The following is a 21476-nucleotide window of genomic DNA, read 5'->3' on the forward strand; positions in this document are numbered from 1 at the left end:
TTATTTATCCCTATAAAATGAGTTGGTAAATGATTTATCAACTTCACTTATATTAAAATCTTCATCATCAATATCTGAGTAATTTACATATAGTTTATTTTTATCAACTAAACTAATAAGAGCTTTTTTCTTGTTGGTTAAATCTAAACTGTTGAATTCTTTTTCAGCATTTACTAATTCTTCATTTGATATATAAGGGACTATTCGATTATCTGAATATATTTTGGTTTTGATTTCATTGATATTTTTTTCTTTAGAATCTAGTATTTGGTTAATTAAAGTTTGAGAGTTTTCCAAAAGCTCACAATAAACAAATGAACCTCCACCTTGTCATTTTACTGATGTAGAGATGCCGCCTTGTTCGCCTTTGATTACTTTTTTCATTCTTTCAACAGTTATATCTTGAATATAATCCATTTGCTCAATTCCTATGTATCTGCGATTCATTTTGTGAGCAACTGCCGCTGTTGTTCCCGAACCTAAGAAAAAGTCAAGAACAATGTCGTTAGGTTTACTTGAAATTTCTATAATTCTATTAACCAAAAATTCAGATTTAGGATAAGTGAACAAATCTTTTTTAAAAATACTTTTTAAATGTTCTTTTGCTTTATCATTAATTATATTTTTATCAATTAAAAATGTATTTGTTTTTGTTCCTTTAATCATTCCATCTTTAATAATATAATCTTTAACATAAATATCATAAATACCCAATGAATTTTTTTTACAAATAAGTAAATTAGAATTATTCTCCACATTTTCCTTATTCCATCTCCATCTTCCTAATGTTCCATCTGTTTTAACTGGGAAAATTTCAATATAATTAGGATTATAATTTATCGTTATTTCGTTATTTTTTTCATCAAAATATATAGGGTAATACATATTGGGTCTATCTTCTTTTAATGATTCATTTCCTGATTTTCTTAATGATAGTAATCTATATTCATCATTTAAACTTTTATTTTCATCTGCTCCAAACTTATAAAAAACGCCATTATATTGAATTTTTGTATAAACAAGAATATATTCATGAGACCTAGCAATTGGATAGTTAGATTCTTGTCTTCCGCGCGGATTCATTAAAGGTATAATATTAGCGACAAAATTCTCCCTCCCAAAAATATCGTCCATCAACATCTTTAAATAAGCTTGTTCATTGTCATCACATTGCACAAAAATAACGCCATCATCTTTTAACAGCTTTTTCGCTAACTCTAGCCTATTTTTCATAAATACAAGTCAAGTTGAATGATTAAATGAGTCATTGTAGTTGAATGAATCATTCCCTGTATTATATGGTGGGTCAATATAAATGCACTTTACCTTGCCTTCATAGCGTTTAAGCAATGATGAAAGAGCAATTAAGTTATTGCCTTTAATTATTAAATTATCATTTTCATTAAGTGTGATATTTTCTTGAATACCATCTTTTGTATATCTTTTTGCATTAGTAAAAACTTTGGGAGCGAGCATTTTACTAATTTCTCCGCTGGCAATTACTTCATTATAAAGTATCTCGCGACGCTTTTGTTTGTCTTTTTCTTGCCCCCCCCCCTATTAAGCAATCTTTATATGGAAAATCTAAAACAACATCATTTGTTTTAGAAATGAAATTGCCATTATGTGTTAAACCGATTTTGTTTGAATATTTAGTATATGAATCTGGCAAGAATTCTTTTGATTCAATAAATCAAGCAAATTTTTGTTTATCAAAAACTAATGAATTTTCAACATTAACAAAGAATGTCTCTTTTACTTGTTGATTTGCAATTAATAAAGCCAATAAATCTTTATCCATGTTCATAACATCACTATAAACACTTGTTTTTAATAATTTACCATCTTCTGATATATACTTTTCGTTTGTTAAAAGTAATTTAGAAACTATTTCAAAAATGTTATTCTTCATAACTTGCTCCCTTTCTAATTTGTAAAAATGATATGTATATTTATTAATTAATTAAATGATAGCAAAATTTTATTTGCTTTCATCAGCGTAAGTTAGAAAAGCTAAAAAACATTAAAAATATGCTTTTAGAAAAATGTTTGCAGACAAAAAAACACTGAAACCAGCTATTAGATTCAAGGAATTTACTAACGCTTGAGAACAGAGGAAATTCGAAAATGTATTTTTCAATATTCAAGAAAAAAACAATGGCACATTTGATATTAAAAAATATATTTCGGTAGCAACCAATACTTTTAAGACAGATTTGAAAATTGATAATATCAAAACTATTGCAGGTTATAGCATATTTAGAGTTGGCGACATTGCATATGAAGGCCACACTAATAAAGAGTTTCCATTCGGCAGATTTGTACAAAATACTTTAAAAAATGGCATTATTTCTAATATTTTTACAGTTTTTAGACCTAAGATTGAATTTTCGTTGAATTTTTCAAAATATTGAGCAAATAGTAATAATGTAATGCTTGCGGCATTAAAAAGAAGTTCAAAATCAGGAATAATGATGAATTCTTTGGATATAGAAATAATTAATAAAGAGATTATTAAGCTGCCAGAACTCAAAGAACAAAAAAGAGTAGGTAGTTTATTATCAAATATCGACTCCCTAATCACCCTTCATCAGCGTAAGCATTATTATTGATTTTTTTCATTTTTTATACATAAAAAAGTATTTATTTATATGGGTGTAGAAAGGTAAAATGAAAAAATCAGAAATACTTTTATATAAATATTTGAACCTGTAAAATTTAAGTGTGTTATGCAAGCAAGCGTGCTTGCATTTTTTAATATCAAAAAGGATAAAAAAAGAACCCGAACTTCGGGTTCCAAAATTGCTTGCTAATATACAACAAAATTATAACCCAAAAATTCAAAAATAAAAATTTTAAATAAAAGGAGGTTAAATGAGCGCAATTGATAATATACAAATTGAAAACGAATATTTAAATTCATTAACCTCCGGAGAATTAAGAAATTTTTGATTTGAAGAAAAATTTAAAAAATTGTATAGAGAGAGAAAATATGCAAAATTAAATTTTCAAGGGTTAAAACTAATTTCAAATACAAAATTGAAATTATCACAAGAACTTGTTAAAGTTTTATTAGGTAAAAAAATTGCGGTTGAAATTCTAGCAATTTTAAAAGCACTAGGCGGAGTAAAAAAATGAATATCACTAACTAAACTTTTTAAGTACGGCTTAAAAAAATCTAGTGTTTATTCAGTTATAAAATTCCTAATCGAAAATGGACTAATTTTATACTGTAATCAAATGTTAAAATAGCGCCACGGGTTGTCGATTCTAGAAGCAAAAAAACATTAATAATTTCGGGCAAAAAATGCTGATTTATATTTTTGCTTTATGGCTTAAGTGTCGTTAAAATTTTTCGCATTTTAAATTGAAAAGCTAAGGCTGAAAAATTAGCGAAAAAAGACGCTATTTGTAATTACCATAATCGCTTGTATAAAAGAGAGTGTGGATGTGGCAAAAAAGTTATTATCCAGAACAAATATTTTGCAGGCGAGAATAGACATTTCATTTATTCTTGTTTTAAAAAACTAACCTACATTTTTGATAAAGAAATGAAAGATGTTTTTAAAACTGTTAAATCTTGAAAATGATTTGCTAATGGTAGAAATTATTACTTTGATGCTCGGGGCAAATTCTGCTTTGAATTTAAAAGTGAGAGATATCTTCTGTTAAATATTTTTTAGAGTTAATAAACTAAGCACTGCATCGAGGAATGAGGGTGCAAATAAATTAAGTGGTGTACCTTGATTCCTCGGTGCTAGTTATGAACTTAACCTAATAATTTACTTTAAGCAAGTAAATATTTTTGCTATTAAATTTTTGAAAAAAATGAAATTTAATAGTTGGTTGGAAATAGACTTAGTCCAGAATTAGCAACATAAATAAACTGTAGAGGAAACTAATATATGTATATAAAGAAAACTACCTTTAACTCTTATATTGAATGATAAATAATGCTTAATTTTAAATTTAAGTAAAGTATGGCAAAAATTTATTCTCATATCGAGTTTGCAAAGCGTGGTTTTTCAAAAAGAATAATGTCTGGACAAAAAGAACCGCACAATTTTGAATTTTATAAATCGGGCAAGCATTTGGATTACATAGCGAGAAAAAGTGCGGTATGGGTGCAAGATGACGCAATGGATAAAAATACCTTAAAAGCGGAATTTAAGCATAGTGGACTAAGTATGCAAGAGTGAATAAACTCGCGTACTGCAGAAAAAATGAAGAGCGAGAAAAGTGGAGTATATAAACTTTTTGGTAATGGTGAAGATATAGATATTAAAGAAGAAAAAGAATTATTATCAAATCTATCGAATAAACAAGTCGTTTGAGAAATGATTATTAACCCGGGCGACTTAGGAATAGAGAATTTTTTAGTAGATAAATTTGAATGAAATGATTTGCTGACTAAAAACTTGAAAAAACTTTTAAAAGCAAACAAATTGGATGCTGAAAATATAACGGGACACTGGGCTATGCACGCAAACACTGAATATCCGCATATCCATTTAAGTTTTTGAGAAACTAACCCACAAATATTAAATGCAAATGGCAAATTAACTTATAAAAGCAAGGGAGTATTTAATAAAAAAACCTTAGATAACTTTAATGAAGTAATGGCTAATGAAATTACGTTTAATAAGCAATATCAAGAACTAAATATTTTTAAATCTTCAATTTGAGAAAAAAGAAAGAATATTCGTCAATTGACACAAATTGCTTTTGAGTCAGATGAAAAACTGTTAAATGATGTGCTAAATATTAAAAACTCATTACTTGGCGCAAGAAATAAAACATATTCAAAAACATCGGATGACGTTAAAAAATCGATTTGAAATGTATTTGAATATGTACTAGAAAATAATCAAAAATTCAGAGAAGAATATTCTGAATATCAAAATGAAATCCAAAAACTAAAAGAAAAAGATTTAGGAACTCAATTTAACAATAGATTACAAAAAGAATTTATTGAAAAAGAAAGCAAAGAATTTGAAAGTCAAATTGGTAATGCAATTATTAAACTATGTATTGATGATGAAATTGATGAGCAATATGATTCACAAAATCTATTAGGTAATTATTCTGAATATAAATCAAGACAAAGCAATTATCAGTCCAAATCAGATGCAAGCATAAATAAGAAAATCGATTGACAGTGAATTATTAAAAAATGGGAGTGAGAAGCAAACGGAGTGCATTTTAAAAACAAAATAGAAGCAATAAAAAAATATCGCACAAATATAGTTGCTAAAAGGTAAAAAAATATGGATAAAAATTTAACAAAAACAATTGAGAGTGGAGTTTGAATTAATTTACATATTAAAGATATTAATTTAATCAAAAGCGATTTAGATAATATTAAAAATCAATTTATTAATCTGTGTAAAGTCAATAAATTTACTTATGAAAACCTAAACATAACAAAACTAAAATCAAAAGTTAATATCTCAATGAAAGTTGATGATGTTAAATATGCTTTACAGTTGGCTTTATTTTTAGAAAAGAGGCTAGCAAATAAAAAAATAGATATTCAACAATACGTTGTTCAGAAATGGGCTTTAAATGAAAAAACAAAGTAAATTATTTGTTTTAAGTAAATATGTTTTTTGTTTAGTGATATTGCCGCCATTTTTATTTATGGTGCTTGGATTATTAGGTCAATTATATTTTTACAAATTCACAATCTTAAAGAATTGATTTAATGGTTCACGAAATGCTTTAAATGATATTTTTGCTTTTTATAAAAGGGGAAATAATTATTGATTTGTTTTATTAATAATTGTTGTCTGTTTAATACTTTTAGCGGTATTTGAATATAAAAATATACTTGAAAAATTTTCTAAAAAAACTAAAGATGAATCAGCATTCTTGTGAAATGAAAACACAAAAGAGGGTTCAATTAAAAACTTAAAAAAAGAATTTGCAAATAATGATGAACCGGGATTTGCCATTGGTCATATTAAAAAGCACGGTACATTAGTTAATCATACTGATGCACATATGATTTTGTTAGGTATTGCGGGTTCAGGGAAAACTTGAAGAATTCTTTTCGAAAATATAAGACGCAACGCTTCATTAAGTAGTGCCAAAAAACCGCATATGGTTATAACCGATCCAAAAGGTGAATTATTAAAAGCAACAGGAACTATTTTAAAAGATAATGGATACAATATAAGGTTATTTGATTTTGATAATTCACATAATTCAGTAAGGTGAAATCCTCTTAAAAAAGTTTGAGATTGTTTGCATAAAGGCAGAGAATTAAATGATGAAGATTATTCAGATGCAATTGTCGCTATAAATGATATTGTAGAAAACTTGCCAAATGCACAAGAAAAAAATTCATATTGAGTAGCACAGGCAAAAAACTGTATTAAGGTTATTTTAAAATTTATGGCGTTTTATTCAACTGTTAACCCAGAATTTACCTTAGATTTCTTTACTATGAAAAATGCTTATAGTTTTACCTCAATCGATATGTTTGTAAATGGTGCTTGAAGAGAGGAAGTTAAAAAATATCAGTTAGTTAATAAATTTTGAAATGAACTTTTTACTGAAATTGATGGATTAGCAACCGTAGTTCAAGAAACATTATCTGGATATTTATCAAATGCACAAAACGCATTAATTCTATTTCAAACTAGCCCAGTTATTCAAAGTATTACATCACAAAATAATATTGACTTTATCGAAATGTTTAATAGCGAAAAACCGTTTGCGATATTTATTAAATTCCCAGATCATAAAAGAGCAAATTCATTTTTGATACCAATATTAATTTCTCAAATATATGAACAAGCAATAACAAAAGCAAATAGTAATGAAACTTTATCACTTGATAGAACGTTATTAATGATATTTGAAGAATTTGCTTCAATTGAAAAACTAAAAGATATTGGCGACTGAATGGCAATATCAAGGTCTAGAAAAATATTCTTTGCTTTATCGCTGCAAGACTATGCGCAATTAGATAAATACAATACGGGTGCTTCTGAAAATAAATTAATTAAATCACAAGCCCGTTTAACTGTATTTTTAGAAACTAACAACCAAGAAACACTTAAAGAGATAAGTGAAATGATTGGTGAAAATAAAGTAGAGAAAAAATCAACTACATCAAACGATAAAGGGACAAGTACAACGATAGCAGAGCAAAATGAACGTATTTTTAGTATTAGTGATTTGAAATTCAAATCTAAATTAGATGCTTTAGTTCTATCAGGTGGTTATAAACCGATTCTAATTAAGCCATTATTTGCATTTAATTATATGAATATTGATAAGTCATATATTCATAATGAACCAATTGGCAATGCTTCAAGTAAATATGTATTTGATTTTAAGAAAATGAAAAAAATTGCCCTTGGTGTAAATAATCAAATTGAAAAGCAGGAAGAGCAGAACTTAAAGGAAATTAATATACAACCAAAAAATGAAGATAAGTTGGCAAATAATGAAAATAATTCACTACAAAAATTCCGCCAAAAAACCAAACAGATTAGTTCGCAAAACCCAGAAGAAATTTATCAAAAAATTAATGATACATTTACAAAATGAAAATTGTCGCAAGAAGAAAGAGCGCAAGTAGCAAATATTATAAATACTGTGCCAAACAAAAAAGAACAAATACAAGAAATAGCAAAAATAATAAATAAGGAAAATGAATAATGAAAACGATAGTTTGAGATTTATTCAATAAATTTACTAAAAACCTCGATGCACAAAAACAATTATTAATTAGGCGACTCAGTGTGAATTGCATTAATAAGAATATTGATAAAAAGGAGTAAAAATGGCAGAACAAAAACACAATTAAATAAAAAAGCAGCGGAATATAACCAAAAACTAAAAGAAAAATATTTACAAGACTTAAAAGAAAGATATCAAAAATTAGGTCTAACAAAAGATAGCATTTTAATTTTTAACAAAAAATAAAAGAAAACACAAGTGCAAAAAGTAATAGACAAAAACTTGATGAACAAATCCAAAAACTTAATGAAGCAATCAAAAAAGCAAATAAAAACAAAAACCGAAGATAACTTATTTGCTAATCAAGATTCTGAGTTTAAAAAAGGAGAAGTAATGAACAAAATTTATACTTACGGAATTATTGAAGATACAATCAAACCACAAATATATTGAGAAGATTTTTGAAATAATGATTTCCACTATATAGCAGAGAAAGAAGATACTGATTGATATATTGACAATAAAGCCAAAATTGACAGTGAATATTTTGTATTTAAATTTGGCAAAATAAACAGTAGAGATTATTATTATGTATACAAAACTGAAAATAATGGTGTAGATATTCGCCAAGATAAATATGGGGATTATCAAACATATAGTGGCGTATATGCGCTTAAAAAAAGTGATTTTGATAATGATTTTGAACAAGCATACTCTTTTGCGAAACAGGAAATGAATTATTTAAATGAACTAAAAGATAGTTATTTTAATGAAATTCGATTTAGGGCTTATGAATATGATCAAGAAAAGCAGAAATATGTGGAAACTAAAGATTATTTTGAAAATAAATTAATTCAAGCGCACGATTTAGAAGAAATAATGCAAGAAAAAGATTTAACTTTAAAAGAAAAACTAATAAAGATCGCACGCGACGAAAACATATTAAATTGGAACAAACTAGATGAATATGATTTTTTACAAGATCCAAACAGCATTGTAATGAGTGAAAAAGCACTTTTAGAATTACCGCAAGAACTACATCCATTCATTGATAAAGGGCTGAGCGAGAGAGAAAAAGAGTTAAACCAAGAAGCAAAATCCGAAAAAGAACCATTAAATTCACAGGATTATTGGGTAGTTGAATTTAATGAGGCGTTCCCAGAGGGTGGGGTAAAAGATTATAAGGGAGAGGTTATTACACAAGAACTTGTTGATGAACTTAAAAAACTTGATGAAAGAATATGTAAATCAAAACCCGTGTGGGCAAAAGAAGAACAAGACGGAAAAATAACCTTACTTGAGATACCATATTTTAAATTCTATTTTGACCATATTGTAGATGGAGAGGTAATAGATCGTGGTTACAAAATACTTATAGGCGATGGAAATGAATTAAACAAGCACGATTTTCAGTTCTTATATGAGCAAGTAAATAAAGAATACATTACAGAAAATAACCAAGAAGCAAAATCCGAAAAAGAACCAGAACAACAAATCGAGCAACAAGTTAAAAAACAAGTTAAATGTTGCGTATGTAATGGTTGAAAGTTCTGGATTACAAATAGAGGAATTGCTTAGTGATTTGTCGGCATTTTTAAAGCAAATAATTGAGCAAAGCAAGATTAATAAAAAGTATTTACTGGCAAATGATAAGCAAAGCGAATTAGAAAAAGAAATTGATGAACTACTAAATGATGTAGCAAACTTACAAGGAGTTAATAGTAATAACTAATAAATAAAGGAAAAAATGAAGAGCGATAAACAAAAAACGTTTTATAGAATTCGGGGAAGGAAAGGTAAATATACTAAGCCCTTAGGAGCAACGAAAAATTGAGACGTGGCGGTTCAATGAGTTGTAGAAATAGCGGCAAAGAATAAATGGGATATAATAGAAATAGAAAGATGTAAAGTAATAAAAACTTTTAGGGTAAAAAATGAAAAAAATTAAATTGTTAAGTGTAGCACCATTAGCATTATTGCCATTATGTGCGACAAGTTGTAATATTTATCAATTGTTTGTTGATAAGCAAAACAGAGGGAAAGTTGGATCTGGTAAAAATGGAGCGATTATATTACCGGATGATGGAAGCAATCAAGGAAGCAGTGGGCAAAATAAACCCACTGAAGAAGTTGATAAAACAAAAGTATTTGAATATAATGGACTTAAATTTAAGTTAAATAAAGAAGATGATTTTGATAAAAATGAAGTGTTCTATGCTAATGATGTGTTAGAAAATGATTCACAAAAAATAAAAGAGAAAATCCCGAAAATTAAAGATTATTGAGTGGAAGAAATAGCAGTTCAAGGAGTACCTAATATAAGTTATATTTCGCGTTATATCAGAAATATTGATTTAATAAAACGCTATAAATTATCTGATAAAGAGCAAACAATAGCAAGTGAAGAGCAACTTAAAGTACTTGTTAAAAAACTTAAAGGAATATTAGAGGTTGAATCAGATGTAGAAGCAACTGAAAGAAACTCAAGCGATATTGCTTTTAAAATACTTAACAAAGAATATTTAAAAGTTTATTTAAATTATTATAAAACTAAATTATGGCTTGACTGAAAAACACTAGATAAACGTAATGCGGGGCATTTATTAGGAGAGAATTGACCCGAACATCAGTATGATTCATATTACCCTACATCACCACTTGAAAAAGATAAAAATAGACAATTAATTTTTATGGAAAATGGCATTTATTATAATGGATACAATTTGCGTTGAAAATTAGATAGAGAGTATTCAACTGAATCAACTTTTAGTGAAAAGAACAAAGATTTGCTTTTCTCAAAATTGTTTTATGAGCAAGATCCGGCTTTTAAGGTTGAGTATAGCAGAAACCCTAAAGAGGGAGAACCTGGTTCAAAATCAAATCCGATACCTAAATTAGGAATGGATTTCATCGATTACTTTATTATGGGTAATGCAAAGTCAGTGTTAATGCAAAGTGTGCAATATAACTTATTAAAAGCATATTTAAATTATTTAGATATGATGCTTAATGATGTTAAAGACGAAAGCAAAACCATTAAAGAACAACTAATTGCCAAATATGATGTGATTAGAAAGTATGGCGAAGCATTACTTGAATATCTTAAATTAGAGCATATTATGGGCTTAACGATTGATGAGCAATTATTTGTGTTCCCCGGCACTGATAAAGGCGATTTTAGAGATACTTATGTATGAGCATACAACCAATATGAGCAAGTAATTTTACCACTTACAAAATATCTTGAAAAAGCATCGCTAAATGAAGCACTAGATACCTTTTCGAATAGCAACCCGAATATCGAATACTATAAAGTTATATGAAAAAATATAGAACAAATAGATGGAATAAAAAGTCCTGCTTTAATGGATAAAAGTTATTCTGAATCTAAGTTAGATAGAGTACTAGATAAATTTAAACCTTATGGTTGAAAATATAAAAAATAGAATTAAAAATCCGCCACTTATTACTCCCTTAGGAGTAATTGGTGGCATTTTTTTTGGAGTTAAATGAGTAAAGAAACAAATTATTTAATAACCGCTTGTTTATTTCTGGGGGTTATTGGAATAATAAAACTTATATCATTATTAAAAAATTATCGTGATTGTTTTGCACGTGATATACAGATAAAAGAAAAAGCAAGAAATCAAAAACCAGAATGAAAAATTATCTTATCGACAACAATATTAAGCATATTTGGACTTTGAGTAATTATTAGTTTTTGATTAGTAAATTAGGAGGAAAAATGAATAAAGTATTACTAACTGGTCGCATTGCTAGCGACACATTAAAGGAACATAGAAAAGAAAATAGTTTATGAGTGAGATTTAACTTAGCGGTTATTGATCAAGGAATAAATAAAGTTAAATTTATTGATATTAATTTATTTAACAAGGTTGCCGAAAACTATTTGAAATACTGTAAAAAAGGAGATTTAATCGAAGTTATTGGCAAAATTGATACGTCATATTATATTGCCAAAGATACGCAGAAAAAGAAATATAAATTAGATGTAATTGGTCAACAAATAACCTTTTTGGCAAAAAGTCATAAACAAAAAGAAAATAAAGAAACAAGTGAAAACAATGAAACTCAAGAAAGTGAATATGTTTTCCCGATTGATAAAGAAGAATTAAATGTAAATATATTTGGAGAAGAAAATGAATAAATTTGCAAATTTTATGTTAGACACTAATGCTGGTGCAGAAAATATCAAATCGAATTTAGAATCGATTGCAAATACAGTACAACAATACATAAATATTATTTTAGGTGCATTTGCCGGCATATTAACTATTGTTATTATCATAATTACTGCAATTAGTTTTTTTAAAGCGGGAAAAACGGATAATGAAGAAGTTAGACAAACACAAATCAAAAGAATTAAGTGAGTTGGGATATTTCTTATAGCGGTAATTATATTATGAGCGCTTAGTCCATTATTAATGACTATGATTAGAAACTTTGCAGAAATTAAGGCGTCGTAATGGCTGGCTTTATCAGCGAAGTATATAATAAAATTGGATTTGGTGTTTTTAATATATTTTGATATTTAATAGTGGTATTACCACTTATATTAATTAAATCGATATTAATATGTTATCAATTAATAGCGATTAGTTTACCACAGTACTTATTATTCGGAATTGGCTTGTCAGAGGCATTTGAATTAAGCAAATTCCCCACATTATTTTTAAGGCTTTTAATAATATCGGTTGCTATATATATTGTGATATTAGCGGCAAGTTTAATTCGGCTTCATTTTTGAAAAGGGGATAATGAACCAAACCCCGTCAGTGTCGCATTAAAATATTCTGTATTAGCAACTGTATGAATTATAGGTATACCTTTAGTTTTATATGTATTTAACCTATTAATCGGTATTATGATTAATTTAATTACGGGTGCAGATAAGGAAGCATTAGATTATCAAATATTTATAAATCTATATGATCCTACAAGATTAAAAGGTATTAGTCTTAAAGATTGACAATACATTTATGAAAATAATTACTTTTTAAAATTCGAACAATACAAGCAACTTGAAGATGGAAGAGCGGTTGAGTTAATTTTTCTAGGATCACTATTAAGTGTGAGTACATTAGTACCGCTTGTTATGGGTATGCTAGTTGTTGTGCAAAAAGTATTTCAACAATTTTTCTTATTTATCATTGCGCCATTCGTTGCGCCAACTGCTATGGCAGATGATGGAAAAAGATTAAGACAATGAGGGCAAATGTATTTTGCCAAAGGCTTTTCAATTTTAGGCTTTTTAGTATCTATTCAAGTTTTAGGAGCATTTATTTTACAAACTTTTAAATGAGTAAATTCTCCAGATTTAAAAGACTTGCATATTATGGTTAGATACTTATTAATTTTAGGAGTAATCGTTGGTGGTGCTGTTGCTTCAACAAGTATATCTAGTGAAGTTGCTGCATTTATTGGCGAAAGTGCTTCAATAAAAGAAAGTATTTCTGAAACAAAAGGAATGATGGCAGGTGCAATGGCACTTGGCGGTGGTGTGTTTGCCGCGGCAAAAGGAGTTGGCAAATTAATGAAAAGTGGTGGCGGTGCATTAGCAAAAGTGGGTGCTGCCGTTAAAGGTGGAAAAAGAGGAGTACAAGCATTAAACGCTAAGCGTGATCTAAAAGCAAAACTTAAAAAAGGCGATATAGATAAAGAAGAATTCAAATTAGCAAAACAAGGCTTGGACGCAAAAGTTGCAGAAAGACGTGAAGGTGTGCTAGCCGCTAAAAAAGCAGATAGAGAGGACTTGAAAAACCTTAAAACACAATACAAACAAGGAGAAATTAGCAAAGAAGAATACAAAGAAGCAAGAAAAGATTTATCACTTGATACAGAACAACTAACTAAAAAAGAAAATGCATTGGCTAAACAGGAGGCAAAACTATTGAAAAAAGGTAATAAAGAAGAAGCAAAAGCAATTGCTGAAAGAAGACAAAAAATTGGTAGTTTGATTGACAAAAAAATCGAAAGATCTAGTGGGGATAGTTTATCTCTAAGTAAAGAACAAAAATCATTACTTGAAAATGCAAAACGTACAACTAAAAAAGATGCAACTAATCAGGCGATTATTGATACTTGAAGAACAGTAAAAAAAGGTAAAGATTTATAATGCTACAACCTAAGAACATTAAAAAAACTCGTAGCAGAGTATTTAAAAACTATACTTGACTAGACTTTTTTGTTTTATTAATAAATGTAATATTATCTTTTCTAATTTTATATGCTTTTTTACCCCAAAATTTCAATGTATTCATTAGATTTTTAGTGTGAGTGGTATTATTCTTGATTTTATCAACATCGCTTATTAAAGTGCCTAAATATGACGTTAGGTTATATGTTTTAGCGGGTTGAATGATTAGATATTGATTTAAAGTAAAAAAATATGGTAAAGGAACTAAAAATAAAGTTGATTTATTAGTACCTTATCATTCAATAATTGACAGAAAATATGTTAAAACAAAATTTTTAAAAGGTGGAGTTAAATATTTTTCGGTAATTAAATTCAAGGGAAGAGTACCTTGAAATGAAGCAGAATTTGATAAGGAAGCATTTTTATCAAAATTTGTAAATGTTTTAGATTCGATTAGTTCGCAAATATCAATTGTTAGATATAAAGAATTAGTTGATTACAAAAAGAATTTCATTAGTTTAAAAGAAAACTTAAACAAAAAATTAGACCAGTTAGAACAAAACAACGAGTCTGAGGAAGTAGTTGAAAATTTTGTTAAATTATATGAAGAAAAATATGAAGATTTTGATTTATTAGATAGCGATGTGTTATTGGATAATTACTATATTGTCGTATATGATAGAAAACTAAATGAATTAAGCAAAACAATTGAAAGTGTTTATACTACCTTAAATTCAATGGATGTTGAACCAGATATTGTACAGGGTAAAAGTTTGATTAATTTTCTATCTAAACAATTTGGTTCAAAAGTAAATGAAGAGTTAATCGAAAAATACTTTGAACAACAAGAAAGCCCATTTTATAAAAATAAAAATAATGATGTAGTTGAAAAACAAGATTTAATAATGTTAATTAAAACTTGATTTAAAGAAAGATTTAGTAAAAAGCAAAAGAAAAATGACAAACAAGTTAAAGTTGAAAATACCGGAATTAAATTGTCAGATTTATTTGTCTTTGAAAGTGTAGTATTTAAGCCTCATTATTTTAAAATTGATGATAAATATTATTCAGTGCAAACTGTATCTGAATTACCATTAAGACTTGAAGATGGTTGAACATATAATTTATTAAATAATAATAATAAAATTATTTGAAACTTAGGTGTAATCGCTGATGATTCAGTAGGAGATATTCTAGATAAGGGTTCAAGAACAACAAAAGATAATTCACATATGATTAAATCTGCATTTAGCCAAAAAGGTAATAATATTCAACTTGAAGCCATAGAATATTTAGAAAATCAAATCCAAATCGACAAAAACAACTTATTTGATTCTCATTTTATGATTTTAAATGAAGCAAATAGTATTCAAGAATTAAGAAAAATTGAATCTAAAAATTTTTCGGATGCACGCAGAGCGAAGATTTTTATTAAATCATTGCCATTCAGACAATTTGAAGCATTTGCTCAATCATTATTCATTACTACAAACAACTTAAAAGAACCTTTGCAAATGTCATCATATAACTGTGCTTATGGTTGAGGTTTTGAAAACGAATATCAAAATGATGGGAATATTTGTTTTTTAGGAACAACAATTAATACTGCTGAACCAGTAATAGTTGATAGATTTTATAAAAAGAATTCTAGACGTACTAATTACAATTGAATTACTTTAGGTTCAAGTGGTAAGGGTAAAAGTACCTCTAAATCTAAATCGATTGTTGAAGCATTAATGGAAAATCATAATGTATATGTAATTGATATCGAAAACGAATATAAATATTTGGCAAAAAAATTTGGTGGAACAATATTTAACTTAGGAACAGATTCTGGAACTAGTTTAAACCCATTAGAAGTTAGAGTTCAAATATGAGAAGAAAATGAATCTGATAATTTAGATGAATTTAATATTTATAAAATTATTAAAAAACACAATGAATGATTAGAAGATTTTTTCAAACTTGTGAGTGATAATTTTACTAATGAACACATTATGATAATTATGACTGCTGTTCGTCATTTATATCAAAAACGCGGAGTATATGATGTAAAAAATCTTGATGAATTAAGCAATTTAGATTTCCCAATAATTAGCGATTTAATAACAGAACTAGAAAATTACCAATATGCAGATGCTTATGAAAAAGCCAGAAAACAAGATTTAGTGGCAAGAGTGCTTGATATATTCAAATATTTATTCCAATATAATGGTAAATTTGAACGCTTATATAATGCTAAAACTAATATTAATTTAGATAGTGATTTTATTATCTTTAATACAAAAGAATTAATGGCGTTAGGTAAAGATGATAACTCAGTAGGAGTTTATGTGTTATTAAGTTTAATTCAAAACTTGGTATACCAAAACATAATTAAAGACCCTACAAAGCACACAATTGCCTTTATTGATGAAATACACCAATATGTAAATGTAAGTAGACCAATTATGCTTGATTTTATCTGGAAGTTAACAAAAACTGGGCGTAAGTACTTATTATCATTAGATTTAACTACCCAAAGTCCCTCGGACTTGTTAGTATCACCAAAAGCAGAATCAATTGTTCAAAACTGCCAGTATTCTACATTTTTTGGACTTAAAAATAGAGATCTTATCGCGGTAAAACAGATGTATGAATTTAGCGGGGGACTTAATGATTCGGCAACGTCATTTTTAAGTGATGGAGAAATTGGAAACAATATTATCTCATTACACTTAAATTCAAAAATAAAAATTGATGCTTGATATAACAATTATGAAAAATCATTGTTCTTTAAGCAAGGAGACTTTAAAAAAATAGATAGATAACGTGCGCACGCGCGCGTATATTAATACGCACAATGTGCGTGCGTGCGAGATTGAGAGAAAATATGGCAAGAAAACAAACAGAAAAAAATATGGATGCAAAAACAAAAAATAGCAAAGAGTACGCGGAGAATGGAGTTCGTGTTGTATTCAGACTTTATGACCAAAACGAAATTTTAAGATTTAAAAAATGGCAAAGGGAGTTAGCGAGCCAAAATAAAAGTGTATCGCAAGAATTATCAATTATTCTAATGAATTACTTAAACCAACTGGATAAAAAACTTGTAATGCGTGATCTTAAAGAAGATATGTTTTATGCTTTTAGAAAAGCCTTGTATGCTTCTATGTATCCATTTACAAATACATTAAAAACAACCGTTGAAAAATATGAAGTAGAAACAATTTTGGCAAATCAAAAAATAGATATTTTGCTAAATATTTTGGCAAATAACAAAATTGAATTTAATGAGCAATTATTAAATAGACCGGATGATAAATTATTAAATGAATCAATCTATTTTCAACAAATGAGAAATGTGTTTAATAAACAATTAGAAAAAGAAATAGAAGCAGAACAGAAAAAAGCACTAGAAGTTGCTAAATCATTTGAAAAGTATACTAATTATGAATTTGATGGCAGAATGGATTCAAATATAAAAAATAATGAAGAAGAAATATTTTAAATTACTGACAATTTTACCGACTATTTGTTATGCTCCAATTGCAATATCGGGCAAAAATCATTTTTTATCAAATGAATATTTACCTTCTATTCGACAAACTACGCCAATAGAACCTAAGGTATGAAAAGCTAAATTCCGCCGGAATGAAGAAAAAATTTTAAGTATGACAAACAATACAACGCTGAACTTGATTTTAAATATGCTAAATGAAATGGGCTAACTGCATTAAATGGTTTTCGTAGTTATAAAGAGAAATATAAAACAGGAGCAAAATATAAATTAGAATTACCAAACAATCACGTAAAACAATTATCATTTAGTCCGCTCTCGCAAGGGGTTTTGATTGATGGTTGAGGCAATAGCGGTGGACACTGACATCACGAGTGGTCATATAAAGGTTATGAATTATCGGGTGATTTTAATGAACGTGAAGCAGAGGCGCTTTTAGGAAGTCAAAAATGACAACAAATTAAAAGTGAACAAGGTTTTGTTGAAATCCAAAGTGTTGTAATTAGTTTTGTAAATCCCGATATTTACTATACTACAAAAGAAAGTGGTGATAGTTATGGCGATAATTATTCATTTACAGAACCCGAAATACCAAAAGACTGATGAAAATATAGCACACTTAGGATAAAAATTAAGGGTAAGGGAGTTGAGGCTCGGGAGTTGCCCGAATACAACAATTGGTGGTATGAAGTTCAAAACATAGTGCGTGATGAAATATGAATTGAAAGTGATACTGGTGGAAATTTAACTACTCCGATTAAAAATGGAACAACACAAGAAAGTAATCAATCCAAACTAGAAGCAGAAATTAGAAAGATTAATGAAGAAATTCAAAGAACAAATCCTCGCAATCCATTAAGAATAAAATATCGATTTGATAGTGATAGTTTTTTAAGAAATAGCGTTGATATACTGGTTATTGATACTTCAGTTGATGGTTTTCAAGGTTCGAAAACTACAAAATATGGTGTAAAAGTAAAATATAGTCTATCGGATTATGCACAAAAACAAGAAATTAATGATAGATTAATAATTAATTTAGGTAAGTATTTAGATTATGAAAATTATTCGACAAAACTTGTTGATGATAAATTAACGCAGGTAGAAAACGACAAGAAAATTGGTCTTAATGCTACTGGCAAATATTGGTATGGTGGCAAATGAAAAGCGCATACCCCTTTAAGCATTTCATTTAATACAACATTAGATGAAAACGAGGTTTTATATGTTAATGGTAAAAAAGTTGATGTTTTAGACCAACTATTTTTTAAAATGCTAACAGATAATCGAAAAGATGCAAATGATACTGAAAGAGTATTAAATTTTGACATAAGTGCAGATACTGCCAAAACTGAAGAAAACTCACACAGTAAAAATGAATACAAAATAAAAATTGTTCGATATCGTAAGGATACGCCACATATAGACAAAAATAAAGAATTGACATATGAAAAAATAATCATTATCGATTCTAAATCGCTTAAAATGGACTTTAAGTGATATGCTTGAGATCCAGAAAATAATGAGCATCAAAAATTATTAATCGAAAAATATATAAAAAATGAAAGAGGGGAATACAAGAAAGATAAAGACGGAAATTATATAAATAACCCACTTTATGACCCTACAATTGATCCGCATACCGGAACTAAAAAGCAACTTGTTTGATTTGATTTAAATGCATTTAATGGGGTAAAAAGTATTTTTACGGAGGGAGAAGACTTAAATTTTCCAGATGTTGTTGGTGGCGGTTCAACTTATGGTATTATGAGTTCTGACTTTTATGACTATTACAAACAAACTCAATTACCAGCATATTCTAGAGCATTATTTAGCCCCGATTATGGACAAAGCACTGATAAATGAGGATTTATAGCAGAAGCAGTAGTTCTTGGTAAAGGGGGGCTTAAAGAATTAATAGGCAAAGCAGAAAATTTTACTGTTTTACCGCTTAAAAAAGTAAAAGATGAAAAAACTGGTAAATATTTACTTAAATATGAACTCGCAGGCGGTATTATTCCCGCTGAAAGAGAATTAAACACAGACACTACTGAAACAGACTACTTTTCTACTTCTGGAATTTGACTTTTTCACTCTAAATCAAAAGAGGGAATTACTAATTTTAAACTTGTTCTTATTCAAGAACCCGGAGCAAGCACAAATGATATAAATAACCCTCCTAATTCATATTTCACGGATAATGTTGTATTAGATAGCGGACAGATTGAACCACTTTGAAAAACTAAAAGGGGAATTGCATTCTTTAACTATTTAACGTCAGTTGGCATTAGTGAAGCAGAAATACTAAAAATGAATTATGAAGATGTAATGGAACATTACAAGCAATATATTGAAAAACTTTATTATAAATATACTTTTAATACGTATATTACAATTGACCCGATTATTAAACCCATAACAGATGATAAATATACAGTTGACGAATTTTTAGAAAAATTCAAAGATACAAAAGTTGCTGAAACTGAATTATTAGGAGAATTTAATAATAAAGATAAAGTTAATATTGAAAAAGTTGAATTAGCACAGGATAATTCGGGCGTTAATATTACATTTAAATTAAATTCATATGAAGATATTTACCAACTAAGACAAAACAAAGTATTTTTAAAGGTTAAATTTAAAGATATAAAACAAGTAGATAAAAAGATTATTAATTTAAAACTTAATAGACAGTATTTTATAGATACTGCGGCAAATAATTTTATAGATGATTTTGTTAATGCTATTTATAAAAACAAAGAACAATGATTTAATGATTTAAGTGAGCAAGATTTACAAGCATTATCATTTAGTGTTGAATTTAATAGTTTTATTAAATTACTAACTATTAAAGTTGATTTAAAAAACAGTATAGATAATAATGTAATAATAGTGCCAAATAAAACCTTTTCAATACCGCTAATTACATTTAAAGCAAATGGTATAGAAGAATTTGAAAAACCAAATAAAGACTCAGAAAAAACAAAACCAAGCACCCATAAAAATATTTTTGAGAATGTTGAATTTAAAACAATCGAATTAAATGGCTTAGATAATATTGAAGAAATTAAAAAATTTATTATTAATGATATTAGCAAGCAATTAAAAAATCTTAAATATAACGAAGACTATGAAATAAGAAATCTTAATTCAATTGCGCAAGAATTATCTGTACCACAAATTAAACCAACAAATCCTAATCATATACACAATGCTTTATTAAATATAGTTGCTAAAAAAGCAAGTGGAGTTAAATATGCTAAGGTTAATAATGTAGTAGATAATATTTTTGTAAAAAATATTGATTTAAAAGAAATTAAAATTCCAGACCATAATTTTGTAGGTTCAAAGGTAGAGCATTTAAAATCAATTATTGAAAATTATGCTCAAAGCGAACTTGAAAAGCATAATTTAATTCTTAATAAAGATGTAAAAATTGCTAATTTAGATAATGCAATAAGAAATTTAGCAAAAGGTAAGGGATACAAACATACAATAATTATTAAACCAATAAACAGAAAAATTACTGGACTAACTAGTTATCAAGCAACTAATAATGCAAAAGAAGTTAGAGATAAAGACAATAATTTATATTTACTAGATTTAAGCGCTTTAGAAACAACAACGCTTAGTTATAAGGAAAATATATTATCTAATTTAAGGCAATATATAATTAATGATATTGACAAGTATTTAAATGACAAATACGAACTTAAATATGGAGTTGATTACACTGTCGATATTAACAAATTGAACGAAACACTAAAAAGTTTACCTATTATAAAAGACGAAAAAAGGTTGTTTTTTGTCAGAATTAATCCAGTTAATAATGTAAGTAAAAACTTTAATGAGTTTAAAGTTGAAAATACATTTACAAAGCAAGTTATAAACGATTTAGATGAAGTAAGTGTGCAAACTCCAAAAGATAAACAAAAAGCAGAAGAACTAAAAGCAAGAAATAAAAAGATATTAATTGGAGTATTAGCACCATTAGCAATTATTACAATTGCTATTGGTATAACTGCTGCTTGATGAATTAAAGTAAGACACTTTGACAAAAAAATTAAATAGTTATTCTGTGAAAATGTGCCGTTAATTTCGGCATTTTTTTATTTTTCTGTATAATAT

19 protein-coding genes and 1 pseudogene are annotated in these 21476 nt (G+C 27.7%); 18 read left to right on the plus strand and 2 right to left on the minus strand.

Annotated elements, in window-relative coordinates:
- Together EXC34_RS01610 and EXC34_RS03740 are read right to left on the minus strand one after the other, a co-directional pair.
- Positions 1 to 1476 carry a site-specific DNA-methyltransferase gene (locus tag EXC34_RS01610; protein ID WP_246003944.1) on the minus strand — a complete coding sequence of 492 codons (1476 nt, stop codon included), beginning with the start codon at positions 1474 to 1476 and terminating at the stop codon, positions 1 to 3.
- 31 nt (positions 1477 to 1507) lie between these two features.
- Positions 1508 to 1912, minus strand: coding sequence for a site-specific DNA-methyltransferase (locus tag EXC34_RS03740; protein ID WP_246003945.1), 405 nt, complete (start codon positions 1910 to 1912; stop codon positions 1508 to 1510).
- Positions 1913 to 2045: 133 nt separating this feature from the next.
- On the opposite strand from EXC34_RS03740, the gene EXC34_RS01615 reads away from it, so the two are divergent.
- The 18 genes and pseudogenes from EXC34_RS01615 to EXC34_RS01705 all read left to right on the plus strand — a co-directional run bounded on the left by EXC34_RS01615 (position 2046) and on the right by EXC34_RS01705 (position 21419).
- Positions 2046 to 2669 carry a restriction endonuclease subunit S domain-containing protein gene (locus tag EXC34_RS01615; RefSeq protein WP_129687639.1) on the plus strand — a complete coding sequence of 208 codons (624 nt, stop codon included), beginning with the start codon at positions 2046 to 2048 and terminating at the stop codon, positions 2667 to 2669.
- A 205-nt stretch (positions 2670 to 2874) separates the two neighbouring features.
- Positions 2875 to 3252, plus strand: a complete 378-nt coding sequence (locus EXC34_RS01620; protein WP_129687640.1) for an MAGa4850 family ICE element protein — start codon at positions 2875 to 2877, stop codon at positions 3250 to 3252.
- A 176-nt stretch (positions 3253 to 3428) separates the two neighbouring features.
- Positions 3429 to 3683, plus strand: coding sequence for an MAGa4850 family ICE element protein (locus EXC34_RS01625; RefSeq protein WP_129687641.1), 255 nt, complete (start codon positions 3429 to 3431; stop codon positions 3681 to 3683).
- 297 nt (positions 3684 to 3980) lie between these two features.
- The gene (gene mobL / locus EXC34_RS01630; RefSeq protein ID WP_129687642.1) at positions 3981 to 5261 is read left to right on the plus strand and encodes a relaxase MobL; all 1281 of its coding nucleotides are present in this window, start codon (positions 3981 to 3983) and stop codon (positions 5259 to 5261) included.
- 6 nt (positions 5262 to 5267) lie between these two features.
- The gene (locus EXC34_RS01635; protein ID WP_129687543.1) at positions 5268 to 5582 is read left to right on the plus strand and encodes a hypothetical protein; all 315 of its coding nucleotides are present in this window, start codon (positions 5268 to 5270) and stop codon (positions 5580 to 5582) included.
- A complete protein-coding gene (locus EXC34_RS01640; RefSeq protein WP_129687542.1) occupies positions 5566 to 7671 on the plus strand; it encodes a type IV secretory system conjugative DNA transfer family protein in 2106 nt (701 codons plus the stop codon). Before EXC34_RS01635 ends, EXC34_RS01640 begins: the two co-directional genes overlap by 17 nt.
- Before the next feature lie 81 nt (positions 7672 to 7752).
- On the plus strand, positions 7753 to 7938 hold the full coding sequence (locus tag EXC34_RS01645) for a hypothetical protein (RefSeq protein ID WP_129687643.1): 186 nt from the start codon (positions 7753 to 7755) through the stop codon (positions 7936 to 7938).
- A gap of 12 nt (positions 7939 to 7950) precedes the next feature.
- Complete coding sequence (locus EXC34_RS01650; protein WP_129687644.1) at positions 7951 to 9270, plus strand: hypothetical protein; 1320 nt, start codon at positions 7951 to 7953, stop codon at positions 9268 to 9270.
- Positions 9230 to 9424 (plus strand): hypothetical protein, encoded by a 195-nt coding sequence (locus tag EXC34_RS01655; protein WP_129687538.1) that lies wholly within the window; start codon positions 9230 to 9232, stop codon positions 9422 to 9424. The genes EXC34_RS01650 and EXC34_RS01655 overlap by 41 nt, the downstream gene beginning before the upstream one ends.
- A 15-nt stretch (positions 9425 to 9439) precedes the next feature.
- Positions 9440 to 9640 carry a hypothetical protein gene (locus EXC34_RS01660; RefSeq protein WP_129687645.1) on the plus strand — a complete coding sequence of 67 codons (201 nt, stop codon included), beginning with the start codon at positions 9440 to 9442 and terminating at the stop codon, positions 9638 to 9640.
- Positions 9627 to 11138: an MAG3960 family lipoprotein gene (locus EXC34_RS01665; RefSeq protein WP_129687646.1), complete on the plus strand. Its 1512-nt coding sequence runs from the start codon at positions 9627 to 9629 to the stop codon at positions 11136 to 11138. The genes EXC34_RS01660 and EXC34_RS01665 overlap by 14 nt, the downstream gene beginning before the upstream one ends.
- A 63-nt stretch (positions 11139 to 11201) precedes the next feature.
- Complete coding sequence (locus EXC34_RS01670; protein ID WP_129687647.1) at positions 11202 to 11429, plus strand: hypothetical protein; 228 nt, start codon at positions 11202 to 11204, stop codon at positions 11427 to 11429.
- A gap of 8 nt (positions 11430 to 11437) precedes the next feature.
- Entirely contained in the window at positions 11438 to 11860 is a 423-nt protein-coding gene (locus tag EXC34_RS01675; protein WP_129687534.1) for a single-stranded DNA-binding protein, read from the plus strand.
- Positions 11853 to 12179, plus strand: a complete 327-nt coding sequence (locus EXC34_RS01680; RefSeq protein WP_051043988.1) for an Mbov_0395 family pilin-like conjugal transfer protein — start codon at positions 11853 to 11855, stop codon at positions 12177 to 12179. Before EXC34_RS01675 ends, EXC34_RS01680 begins: the two co-directional genes overlap by 8 nt.
- The gene (locus tag EXC34_RS01685; protein ID WP_129687648.1) at positions 12179 to 13828 is read left to right on the plus strand and encodes an Mbov_0396 family ICE element transmembrane protein; all 1650 of its coding nucleotides are present in this window, start codon (positions 12179 to 12181) and stop codon (positions 13826 to 13828) included. The genes EXC34_RS01680 and EXC34_RS01685 overlap by 1 nt, the downstream gene beginning before the upstream one ends.
- Positions 13828 to 16659, plus strand: coding sequence for an Mbov_0397 family ICE element conjugal transfer ATPase (locus EXC34_RS01690; protein WP_165001211.1), 2832 nt, complete (start codon positions 13828 to 13830; stop codon positions 16657 to 16659). Before EXC34_RS01685 ends, EXC34_RS01690 begins: the two co-directional genes overlap by 1 nt.
- Before the next feature lie 62 nt (positions 16660 to 16721).
- The gene (locus EXC34_RS01695; protein ID WP_129687650.1) at positions 16722 to 17339 is read left to right on the plus strand and encodes an Mbov_0398 family ICE element protein; all 618 of its coding nucleotides are present in this window, start codon (positions 16722 to 16724) and stop codon (positions 17337 to 17339) included.
- Positions 17320 to 21419: pseudogene (locus tag EXC34_RS01705) on the plus strand (Mbov_0399 family ICE element protein). The gene EXC34_RS01695 and the pseudogene EXC34_RS01705 overlap by 20 nt, the downstream one beginning before the upstream one ends.
- Positions 21420 to 21476: the final 57 nt, after the last annotated feature.

Source organism: Mycoplasmopsis bovigenitalium, assembly GCF_900660525.1.
In the GTDB taxonomy this organism is placed as follows: Bacteria; Bacillota_I; Bacilli_A; order Mycoplasmatales; family Metamycoplasmataceae; genus Mycoplasmopsis; species Mycoplasmopsis bovigenitalium.